General features: G+C 28.9%; 6 protein-coding genes. 4 read left to right on the top strand and 2 right to left on the bottom strand.

Annotated features, from left to right (window positions below; genetic code table 11):
* Positions 1–47 precede the first annotated feature (47 nt).
* Positions 48–2024, top strand: coding sequence for a replication restart helicase PriA (priA, locus tag ECH_RS02000; protein WP_011452631.1), 1977 nt, complete (start codon positions 48–50; stop codon positions 2022–2024).
* 214 nt (positions 2025–2238) lie between these two features.
* The gene (rpmB, locus tag ECH_RS02005; protein WP_011452632.1) at positions 2239–2541 is read left to right on the top strand and encodes a 50S ribosomal protein L28; all 303 of its coding nucleotides are present in this window, start codon (positions 2239–2241) and stop codon (positions 2539–2541) included.
* Between the two features lie 868 nt (positions 2542–3409).
* Here the strand turns inward: rpmB and lysA are convergent.
* Positions 3410–4672, bottom strand: a complete 1263-nt coding sequence (gene lysA, locus ECH_RS02010; protein WP_006009913.1) for a diaminopimelate decarboxylase — start codon at positions 4670–4672, stop codon at positions 3410–3412.
* Between the two features lie 277 nt (positions 4673–4949).
* Positions 4950–5921 (bottom strand): RluA family pseudouridine synthase, encoded by a 972-nt coding sequence (locus tag ECH_RS02015; RefSeq protein ID WP_044160972.1) that lies wholly within the window; start codon positions 5919–5921, stop codon positions 4950–4952.
* Positions 5922–6080: 159 nt separating this feature from the next.
* Here ECH_RS02015 and ECH_RS02020 point away from each other — a divergent pair, with 159 nt between their 5' ends.
* Together ECH_RS02020 and ECH_RS02025 are read left to right on the top strand one after the other, a co-directional pair.
* Positions 6081–8048: an acetyl/propionyl/methylcrotonyl-CoA carboxylase subunit alpha gene (locus ECH_RS02020; RefSeq protein WP_011452634.1), complete on the top strand. Its 1968-nt coding sequence runs from the start codon at positions 6081–6083 to the stop codon at positions 8046–8048.
* Positions 8049–8277: 229 nt separating this feature from the next.
* Positions 8278–12423, top strand: coding sequence for a hypothetical protein (locus ECH_RS02025; RefSeq protein WP_044147959.1), 4146 nt, complete (start codon positions 8278–8280; stop codon positions 12421–12423).

The raw sequence follows: 12423 nt of genomic DNA on the forward strand, positions 1-12423 counted from the left end.
TTGATTCTTTTGTTATAATAAAACAGCTCTGTTATTTAAATGTTTAGATGATAGCTGAAATTTTACTTCCGGTACCGATTAATAAGACATTTTATTACACTATTCCAGAGAATGATATGTTCTGTGTTGGTGAATATGTTCTTGTACCTTTTGGAGCTAGAACCTTGGTAGGTGTTATATTGAAATTGAATGATATGATACCTTCAGATTGTAATGTAGAAAAGTTACAATTAAAAGTTGTAATTTCTAAAAATTCTTTGCCAAGAGTTAATGTTGCGTTACTTAATTTTATTAAATGGGTGAGCGACTATAATATTGTTCCAGCAGGTTTAGTATTAAAGATGGTGTTCAGTAATGTAGTAAATGCTAAATCTTTTAGTAAGCTAAAATTTTATGCAAAACAAAATGACAGATGTAATAGTGTAGAAATTAATTTATCTAATGAACAAAGGATTGCATATAATAGTATTGTTAATAAGATTTCAGGTTATTCAGTTATAGTATTAGATGGGGAAACTGGCTCTGGAAAAACTGAAGTTTATTGTGAAGTTATACGTGAATTAATAAAAAGGGATAGTACAGCACAAGCATTAATTTTACTTCCAGAGATAGTGTTAACATTGCAGTTAATAAAGCGTATAAAGCATTATTTTGATAGTTATTATCCAGTAGAATGGCATTCAAATTTAACATTAAAGAATCGTAAGGAATATTGGTTATCCATAGCATATGGGCAGTCTTTGATTGTTATAGGTGCAAGATCTGCTTTATTTCTACCATATAAAAACCTTAAGATGATTATTGTAGATGAAGAACATGATTCATCGTTTAAGCAGGAATGTGGAGTGCTATATAATGCACGTGATATGTCTATTGTGTTGGCAAAAAATTTGGATATACCAATAATTTTGTCTTCGGCTACTCCATCTCTAGAGGCGATCAACAATGTATTAAAGTCTCAGTATTATCATGTGAAATTAACGCAAAGGTTTGGAAATGCTAAATTGCCATCAGTGAGGATTGTTGATTTATGTAAGAGCAAGATGGTCAATGTGTGGTTATCAAATAAACTTTATAATAGTATATTGGAAACTTTGCAAAGGCAAGATCAAGTTATGCTTTTCTTGAATCGTCGTGGATATGCAAAATTGAGATTATGCAAAGCTTGCGGTTTTAAAATAAACTGTAAAAACTGTGCTACTTGGCTTGTAGAACATAAAAAGAAAAACATATTATTATGTCATTATTGTGGGTATTCTTGTCCCATGCAAGATGAGTGTACTAACTGTTCAGATAAATCTTCTCTTATATCATATGGGGTAGGTGTAGAAAAAATAGCAGAGGACATTGTTGCACTAATACCAAATGCTAAAGTTGCGATAATTAGCAGTGATATTAGTAGTAAGGATGTAAGTGTTATGATTGATATGATTATGCGTAATGAGGTAAATGTTATTATTGGTACTCAAGTGATAGCAAAAGGTCATAATTTTCCCAGATTAACGTTAGTTGGTATAATAGATGCTGATTTAAGTTTGAATAATAGTGATTTGCGTGCTACAGAGAGAACTTATCAGCTGTTGCATCAGGTATCAGGGCGTTCTGGTAGATTTGCAGATAACGGTGAAGTAATTTTACAAACTTATGATACCAATAGCCCATTGATTAAATCATTGTCATCTTATAATCGTGAATTGTTTTATAGTTTAGAGCTAGAATCTAGGTTATTAACTAAAATGCCACCATATACAAGATTAATAGGTATAATAATTAGTGGTAAGGATGAAACTCATGTCATAAATGTGTCGAAGCAAATAGTAAAGAGTCTTCCCCATACTTTGACTGTTTTGGGTCCAGCTCCTGCTCCTATAAGTTTTTTAAATAGGAAATATAGATATAGAATTTTGATTAAGGTACAGCATAACGTTATTATACAAAAACTACTTGCTAAGTATAAGGAGTATTATGCAAAAGCAAATAAAATTAGGATTACTATAGATGTTGATCCAGTAAATTTTATGTAAATTGTTATTGGGTATAGATAAGACAATAAGTTATTGTTAATGAATATTAAGAGATATTGCTTGTAGCATGTAACTAACGTGTAATTCAGCAAGGTACATTATATTTATAGTAATTAGTTATTTTGAATCTCAATAATCTGAAGAATTTGTGTTTGACTAATGTTGATGTATTGTTATAATGAATGCCTGTTAGTTAGTGTTTTAGGTTTGTAAAATGAGTAGGGTTTGTGATATTACAGGTCAGGGAAAGTCTTTTGGGAATAAGGTATCACACTCTAATCGTAAAACTAAAAGGGCTTATTTGGTTAACTTACATAATGTAACTTTAGTAAGCGATATTTTGAATAGGAAGTTTAAATTTAAAGTATCTAGTCGTACTTTAAGGACAGTAAATTATAAGGGTGGTTTGGATTTATATTTGCTTAACACATCGTCTAGAAAGTTGACTGATAAAGCTCAAAAAATAAAAAAACTAGTTAAAAATGCTGTGGCAAAAGGTGTGAAAGTTTCTTTATAATTTGAAACTCAATTTGATGCACTCATTTCTATAATTCCTTACTTTTATTTCTAAGCTAAGTCCTCTATTTAATATAAAGTATCAAGTGTAAGTGTAATAAAAAGAGGAGGAGTGTATAGGGTGTTGTTTGTTCAATATGATTGTGAGTAATATGGCAGATATGAGTGGGTAAAATATTGTATATCATAAACTGTAGGTTTGTAAGTACGTTTTTTAAATCTGAACTTAGTGTTATTTGTGTTGAATGGTAAAGTTGTTAGATGTTTGCTTTTTCCTAAGTAATAGTTATTAGAGCAGGTATTTCTATATAAGTGTGCAAGATTTTTTTATATCTGGTTTATATTTCTTGAGCAGGTATACTTGTTAAATATAAGGTTATAAATCTTGCTTATTTAAAAATAAAGTTGTTAGATGACAGCTCTTGTTTGAGTAATAGTTATTAGAGCAGGGTATTCTATATAAGTGTGCAAGATTTTTTTATATCTGGTTTATATTTCTTGAGCAGGTATACTTATTAAATATAAGGTTATAAATCTTACTTATTTAAAAATAGTATTAGTTTGTTTTCTGGAATGTTGATGTAAAGTTTTTTACCTGATGCATAATTGTATTGTATCAAAAAATATATCTACTAATGTGACCATAGAAGTAATGTAATACTTAGTTGTATCTGAATATTAGTGAGATTTTTTCTGTTTTAATTCATACTTGTTGTGTTATGTAAGTATATGAATAAGGTTATCAGTAAATGTTCTTTCCTAAGTAGCAATACCGATTAAAATTTTATAAGTTTTAATATCTGTTTCGTGTTATGCAATAGTGCTAATAGTGAAAAATATACTTATTGGAAGGATATTTAATCACATATTTAAAATTCTAATATGATCTCATCTTTTAACATGTCTTCATAAGTTTGCCTAGAACGAATAATGTCATAACTACTGTTGTTAACCATTACTTCAGGTATTAATAATCTGGAGTTATAGTTACTTGACATTGAAGATCCATAAGCTCCAGCTGTGCATATTGCTACTATTTCTCCGTTTTGTAAATTATGTATATGATAATTATGTGCAAAAGTATCATCAGATTCACATATAGGGCCGACTATATCGCATGGTTGTAGTTGTGTTGATGTTGAAGAAATTGCTGGTATTATTGTGTGTTCAGCGTTGTATAATGCTGGACGTATTAGGTCATTCATTCCTGCATCTAATATAATGTGACTTTTTTCTTGATTATATTTACGGTATAGTACTTTTGTTAATAGTATACCAGTATTTCCTACTAATGCTCTACCAGGTTCACATATGATTTGATAATTTTCATTTTCAAAATTCTTTTTTAGTAAGTTTGCATATTCTTGAATTGTTGGGAAGGTATCAGAACTTTTATATGGTATTCCAAGTCCTCCACCAAGGTCAACCCTGATAATTTGAGTATTATGTTGCTTAAAAATTTTTATAATTTTTTTTATTTTGTCAATTGTATTTTGGAATATGTGTAGATTGGAAATTTGTGAACCTATGTGTACGGATATTCCTATAATTTTAATCCAAGTAAAGTCTTTATTGAAAATTTGATCAAGTAATTCTTCTGGTATACCAAATTTATTAACTTTCAATCCTGTTGTGATTTTATCATTTGTATCTGCATTAATATTCGGATTAATCCTAATAGATACTGGTGCAATTATATTTTTTTGACATGCTATTGTATTTATGAGAGATAACTCTTCAATAGACTCTACATTAAATTGTAGTATTCTATTGTCCAATGCGAAATTTATTTCTTGCTCAGTTTTTCCTACGCCAGAGAAAACTATTTTATTTGGTGAAATTCCAGCTGCAATAGCACGTCGTATTTCTCCTTCAGATACAACGTCTGCTCCTGCTCCAAGTGAATTTAATAAACTTAAAATAGATAAGTTAGAATTCGACTTAACTGCATAACATACTATAGAATTATTAGGTAGATTTTCTTGGAATTGTCTATAGTTATTTTTTATTGCATTTAAAGAATAGCAATAGACAGGGGTTCCGACATTTTTTGCAATATCCAATACATTTACGTTTTCTATACTGAGTATGTTGTTTTTATAATGAAAAAATGGATTAGCAAGAAAGATCATACAACGCTCCAAGTTTTAGCGATTTAAATTTATATAATATTCCTAATATATAACATAAATTTATAATCATTTATAATATTCTATTACAAATTAAAAGTTATAGTTTGTCAGAATAATATTTAAACTTGTATATGGAGAATAATGTCATAGTAAGCTAATAGGATGTTGATAAATATAAGAATTTATACTTTATATAGTGTAAAGACCTATAAAAATGTGGAAAGATTTGGCTACTATAGAGCTATTTAAGACAGTATATTTGATCAGTAAACATTGTTTATTGGCTTAATTGTTCTAATTCGTCAATTAGCATTTGTATATCATTAGGAATGTAAGAATGAAATTCTATGTATGTGTTGCTCGTAGGATGAGTAAACCCTAATTTATAGGCATGAAGGGCTTGTCGTTTTAATGTATTGATAATGGTACTTTGTTTAGCATATTTTACACTTTTACTGTTGTTTTTTCCGTATTTTTGATCTCCTATTATAGAGTTTCCTATGTAACTCATATGTACACGTATTTGATGTGTTCTACCTGTATGTATTCTACATTTTATTAAACTTGCTATGTTACTGAAGCTTTTTTGGGTTTGATATTCAGTTATTGCTAATTTACCCTTATGTGGTAAATGCGTCACAGTCATCATTTGTTTATTATTGGGTTTTACACAGATATAGTTTTTGATAGTATTACTTTTAGGGTTAGGTAACCCCCATACTACTGCTAAGTATTCTTTTTTTATTTGTTTTTTGAGTAGTAGATCAGATAAAAAATAATATGATTTTTCATTTTTTGCAATGACCATTAGTCCGCTAGTATCCTTATCTAATCTGTGAATTATTCCTGGTCTTGTTGCTTTTCCTACATGACTTAAACTGTTGCCGTAATGTGCAACTAGTGCATTTACTAGTGTATTATTATTTGTTCCTGCTCCTGGATGTACAGTTATTCCAGGGGCTTTGTTTATTATTATTATATCATGATCTTCATATACTACTGAAATTGGTATGTAGTGATTAGGGGTAATTGTGTCACTGATTGTTTTTATAGGTATGCTTATATTATAAATGTCATTTACTTTTGTTATGTGATTGTTGTCCCTTATTATGGTATCAAAAAGTAGAATTTTACTGTCTTTTATTAGTTGTTGTACTTGATTACGAGATATGTTTAATTTACTTGCTATAAATTTATCTAATCTGTTATTTTCATCTCCACTTTTAATAAAAATTTTTTTCTCTAGCATTTTTATATTATAATTTATGTCGAAGTAATATACTGTAATCACTAGTTATAGTCAAAATAGTGAAATATTACTTGTGGTATGGTTGTATATAAGTAAAATTTTAGACTATCTTTATATATAAATGAAGGAATTACCTTTTAATTAAGAGTATTTAAGATAATGATAAAAAAAATATTAATAGCAAATAGAGGTGAAATTGCATGTAGAGTAATGAGAACTGCTCGTAAAATGGGAATATCTTGTGTAGCAGTATATTCAAATGCAGATGTGTACTCATTACATGTTTTATCTGCTGAAGAAGCAGTAAATATTGGTCCTGCTCCAGTAAATCAGAGTTATTTGAATATGGAGAAAATTTGTGAGGTAGCTTGTAATACAGGTGTAGACGCTGTGCATCCTGGATATGGTTTTTTATCAGAAAATGCTGATTTTCCTGAAAAACTTGAGCAGTATAATATTAAGTTTATTGGTCCAAGTTCTACCTCAATCAGAATGATGGCTGATAAAATTACTTCTAAAAAAATAGCCGAGTCTGCAAAGGTGAATATTATTCCTGGATATATGGGAATTGTTGATTCTGTTCATGAAGCAAAAGAAATAGCTAAATCTATAGGGTTTCCAGTAATGATAAAAGCTACTGCTGGTGGTGGTGGTAAAGGTATGAGAATTGTGAAGTCAAGTGAAGAAATAGAGCAAGCTTTTACTTCTGCAACAAATGAAGCAGCAAAAAATTTTAGGGACGGTAGAATTTTTATAGAAAAATACGTTGAGTTACCAAGACATATTGAAATACAAATTATAGCTGATAAGCATGGCAATATTGTGTGTTTGGGTGAAAGAGAATGTTCTATACAACGACATAATCAAAAAGTTATTGAGGAAACTCCTAGTCCGTTTCTTGACGAAGAAACGAGGCAAAAAATGTATCAGCAATGTGTGAATCTTGCGAAAAAAGTAGGGTATTATTCTGCTGGTACTATTGAATTTATAGTTGATCAAGATAAGCAATTTTATTTCTTAGAAATGAATACTAGATTACAAGTTGAACACCCTGTTACAGAGCTTGTGACTGGAATTGATATTGTCGAAGAAATGATTCGAATTGCTGATGGTGAAGAATTGAGATTTACTCAACAAGATGTGAAATTTACTGGTTCGGCAATAGAAGCAAGAGTTTATGCAGAAAATCCTACAAAGAATTTTTTACCTTCTAGTGGAAGAATTGCTTATTATTCTGCTCCTATGCCTAATGATAATTTACGGATTGATAGTGGGGTATTTGAGGGAGCAGAAGTCAGCATGTTTTATGATCCTATGATTGCTAAAGTTTGTACTTATGGTAAAAATAGAGATGAAGCAGTGAGTTTTATGCAAAGATATTTAAATGAGTTTTATATTGGTGGCATTGCTAATAATATAGACTTTTTGTTATCTGTATTTCATCATCCTGTATTTATATCTGGAAATATTAATACGAAGTTTATTGAGCAATTTTATTTTGATGGGTTTCAAGGAAATCCTCTAACCAAAGCTTGTATTAAACTTTTTATTTTGACCTCACTATGTATATTCTTTCAAGATGAATATGGTATTCATGGGGTTGAATTATGTGAAAATAGAGAATTAGCTGTTTATGTTGATGGTCAAAAATATTTGATTAGTGCTAAATATGAAAATGGTAGAGTTTTGGCAATTTATGACCAGTGTGAGTATTTAGTTGTAAGTACATGGAATGTGAATTTTAAAATATTACAGATCCAAGTAAATAATGATGAGGTATTTCATGTAAAGGTTGATAGTAGATTAAATAAATATCAACTTAAATATTCTGCTATGAGTGCATTGTGTGCAGTATATAAACCTTGTGTATCTGATCTACTACCTATAATGCCTCAGATTAGTGGGGAAGAGTTATATTCTAGTAATGTATGTTCTCCTATTTCTGGTATGATAGTTAAAATTTATGTTAAACAAGGAGAAGAAGTTCAACCAGGTCAACCTTTGTTAGTAATTGAAGCTATGAAGATGGAAAATGTGATATATTCAGATGTAAAGTCAATTGTGAAATCTGTATTATTTTCAGAAGGAAACAGTGTAGCTACTGGTGATGTTATTATAGAGTTTTAGTTGGTTATATTTATTTTTTATTGTATAAAGACTGCTTACACCTTAATAGTATAGATTTTAATAAATTAATAGATATAAATTGTGATTGTGCTAAAATACGATTACAAGTTTTTGTAAAAGTAAGTCGTTATAGTCTTATAAAAGTTTAAGTATATTTAGACGGGGGGCGTATATTTTTAGATAATTCATATAAAGTAAAATTGTGATTATCTAAGTATTGAGGTAATGTATGTTATTAAGTAGTACATATAAAAGTCAATCGCTAGTTGATTTCCTCAGTTCCATGATTCAAATAGATAATGTGAGATTGGAGAACCACTTTTTATACATTGATATAATATATAACAGTGATGATGACAGAAAAAAAATTTTAAATGTTTTACCTCGTGGTGTTATTCAGGAAGATCTAGTAGATTGTAGATTAACGGTAAAAAAATCAGATTTAATTTTTTTTAAAACGCAACTTCATAATCCTTTTCGTGCGACAGCTGGTAATAATGAATATAACATCAGATTAATGATGTATTTGATATTTGAAGCAACAGATCTTTGGGAATTACACTGTTGTGATATTTATAGTTCTATAAAAGGTCATTATCAGCATGATCAGCGTGAATGTAAAGGAATATTCCAGCAATTGATGAGTTATTTCTTTAAAAGTAAAGAATGTGTTGGAAGAATGGGTGAAGATTGTGTAAGGGATTTGAATCCTTTATGTTTTCCAAACCCGGAGTTGTTAAGGAGTAAGTTATGTATACATTCTGATGGTAAATATTATGTTTTTTTATCTACTATAAAAGAATATGAAGATAGTGTTTTATTTAAAGTAATTACAAAAAAATTGCAAATGCTGGAATTAGAAAGCGCTAAATCATCTGATGATAGTGTATTATTAAAAATATTGGATCAGAAAAAATGTTTGCAGTATTTTATTGCTTGTCTGTCAGACGTAAATTGCTTTAATTCATTAGCGGTACCATTTCATGTATTTCTAGAGGCGTTAAATATTTTAATAAGTGATCAGGTAATAGTAAAAGAAATTGAAGGTTTATTAAGAGAACGTCAGCTACATGATATGATAAATCATGTTGCTTATAAGTTTTTTCAAGATAAAAAACAATATGGTATTGATGTATATGGACAAGGGTTAGAGAAAGCACATGATATATATTATGAATTATATGGAAATAATTTACCGGAAGATAATTTAGCAGTGAAAAAAGCTATATTGAGTTTACAAAATGTGAAGTTCAATATTACAGCAAATCTTGATTTTTTTATTAAAATGAATAGTGATAAAGGGATTTTACGTGCTCAACAGTATTTTAGGGGATTGACTGCACTTGTAGAAGCAGAGATTAATTTTTTGCAGAAGTTCCAAGATGTTTTAGTAATAAAAGATTTAGATTTGTTTTTAAAGGTTACTTGTAAAAATGTTCATGATGATATTAATCGATTGCTTGCTGCATATGATTTCTTTATGCAGAAAAAGATTGTTGACAGGAATGCAATATTAAAATTTACGAAAAAAGAACTCTTGGAATTGACACAATATACCAATAGTAGGGTACTTTTGTTGAAAGAAATTGTCAGGTATATGAACGATAGTATAAGGGCAAAGAATATAAACAAGAGTTTTCTTAGCGAAAGAGTTATTGGTTTTATAGTAGATAATCATCCAATATTAAGTACACAGTTGTTAAAAGATAATCGATTAATATCATCTATAGATTTTCCTGGATTAATTGATTCAATAGTGTGTGTTAATGGAAAGTGGATAATAAGAAACAAAGAGAAAAATAAGTGGCTTTTACGTCAATTAAAATTGCATTCTTTGATAGATTACTTAGATATAAACATAGACTGTTTGGATATTCTTGATGAATTATGGGATAAGAAAATAAGTGATAGCAAATTTCTCGGTATCTTACGAGTTATTATAAACAATAGTCATACAGATAAAAAATTTATTTATGATGTTAAAGTTAGTAAATCTTTGAGAGTGTTACAAGTTTTATATAGAATTTCACATTTTATACCATTTTCTTCTATATGGCGTTATTATATTAATCCTAGTCGTTATCGTACTACGCCAGGTTATGTAGGTGATAATGTTAAGGAAAAATTATATACACAAAATAAAAAAATTCCTGTTACATCATTTTCAAGTAAAATTATAGAAAATATCAAATTATGCAATTCTGAAGAAAGATATGTTCAAAGTTATTATGAAGCTAAGTTTTTAAAGAAAAGAATTCGTAAGGACAATAATATAGCAGGAAGATTTGAAAAGCTGAAAATAAGACTATTATCTAATAGGTTTGTAGCTTATGTACTTTTTGGTCTTATGTTTGTTATCATACTGATAAGTGCAATTGTTGGTAGGATACTTATGCATTTTAATATTATACCAGGTGTTTTTATTGGTAAGTTTATTTATGGAATGCAGGGGATATTTGATTCGTTGTGTGTAGTAGTAGGGTTGGATACTATAGTAGATAAAGGGTTAAGTTTGATTTTAGATACTGCAGGTATTATTGTTAGGGTACTTGATTTTATTTTGTTATGTGGTTTGCTCTCAGAGTGTATAAGGTTTTTTATAAAGTTGGTATATTTAATATGTAAGCATGTTTATAAGGTATGTGAAAACATTTATGAATTTTTGAAAATTTATGGGTTTAAGTATTCATGTATTATTTTATTGAGTAAGATTTGGTTTATTAAGCATAGGGAGTTTGAGACCTGTCAGCAACAAAGAGAATCTAGTGAACAGGGGTATGATATTAATGGTGGTTTGATAGAAGCATTGGAACAGATTTATGGTAAGGTGAAGGTCAGTGATGGTCTATCATCACGCATTATTAGTATGACACGAGAGCTATCTTCGCAGATTGATCAGATTCTATGTTGTAATAAGCCCAAACCTGAGTTTTTGTTAAAAGAGTTTGAAAGTCATACCTCTAAATTGCCTCAGGATGTGGTAGGTAATGTAAATTATATTAAATTAAAATATGAGTTTTCTTATTTATTAAATAATTATACAGAAAAGATTAACTATTGTAGTGATACAGACAGGTTGAATATTCTAAATAGTTTTCAAAAGAGATCAGCACTTTATGACAAGATTACTGCTGTTAATTTACAGACCAGATATTTTCATAAGGATTCATGCGTTAAAATATGCAATACACGAGATGTAGAGCGTATATTTGCTGAAGCAAATACTATGGGTGATATTGTAACAGTAGAATTATTAGATGCAAAAATTGCATCATTAAAATGGGCAATACATATGTTAGATGTTCATGATGTTTATAATATCAAAAATAGATCAGAGCCGGTATTCTTAAATACTAAAGTGGACCATAGTATGACTGTAGTGCTTTATGATTGTATATTAAGATTACAGAATTACCGCAAACAACTGCAATTTGGTAAATTAATTTCTAAAAAGTTTATAGATACTGATATTGATAGTAATTTTTCTCCATATATAAGGGATGTATATCATGTTTTACAGTCACTGGATGATAATAGTATGCTTAACAGCCAGACATCAAGTATAAGAATATTTGTTGAGAACTTTTTTGATTCTAATAGTTTATTATTAAAAAAACCTTCAGATAAAGCTAAAGATTTAGCTAATTATATTAAAATTGATAAAGGAACAGTATCTTGTATGTCCCGTATTAAAAAGTCTATTTATGAATTTATAGAATATTTTCAAGATCCAAAGAGCATTTCTATATCTTTTATATTGTATTATTTACTCCGTTTAACAAATTCAATAACTTTACTTAGTATTGCTGATTATGTTACACAAATAACGGATCATGCGTTAGATATAGTAATGTTAGATGGGTTATATGAATATTTTACTTGTACTGATTTTGGTAAATTATTGTTAGTTGAATTTTATCAAAAAGGTATTTTGTTTAAAGATATAATGTTTATGTGTTCTGAATTTGATTTAGGATTGCTGTATAATAATATACAAACAGTTCAAGGTAGTTTGCATTGTCAAGATATTAATTACTCTATATATTCATCTTCTTTTCATAGGGGAAATCCTGCACAGGAGAAGATATCACAAATGATTAATGGATTTATAGAAGTTTTATGTGAAGGGTTGTTTATAAAGGGAGTACAACAACTTGTTAATTATTTTAAAAAGAAGGTAGTATATAATATTCAATACTTTATGTTACATGAGAATATGGCGTCAAATTCAGTATTGTTTAATACTAAATGTGTGTCTGATTGTTATTATTCTGCTGATGTAAAAGTAGTGCAGGAAGTAGGTTGTCGTAGGCAAAGAGGAGAGTTATTTCTTAGTGATGTTGATCATACCTTGGAGTTAAGTATTGATCGTTAG

Origin of the sequence: Ehrlichia chaffeensis str. Arkansas, from assembly GCF_000013145.1 — a bacterium.
Classification (GTDB): Bacteria; Pseudomonadota; Alphaproteobacteria; order Rickettsiales; family Anaplasmataceae; genus Ehrlichia; species Ehrlichia chaffeensis.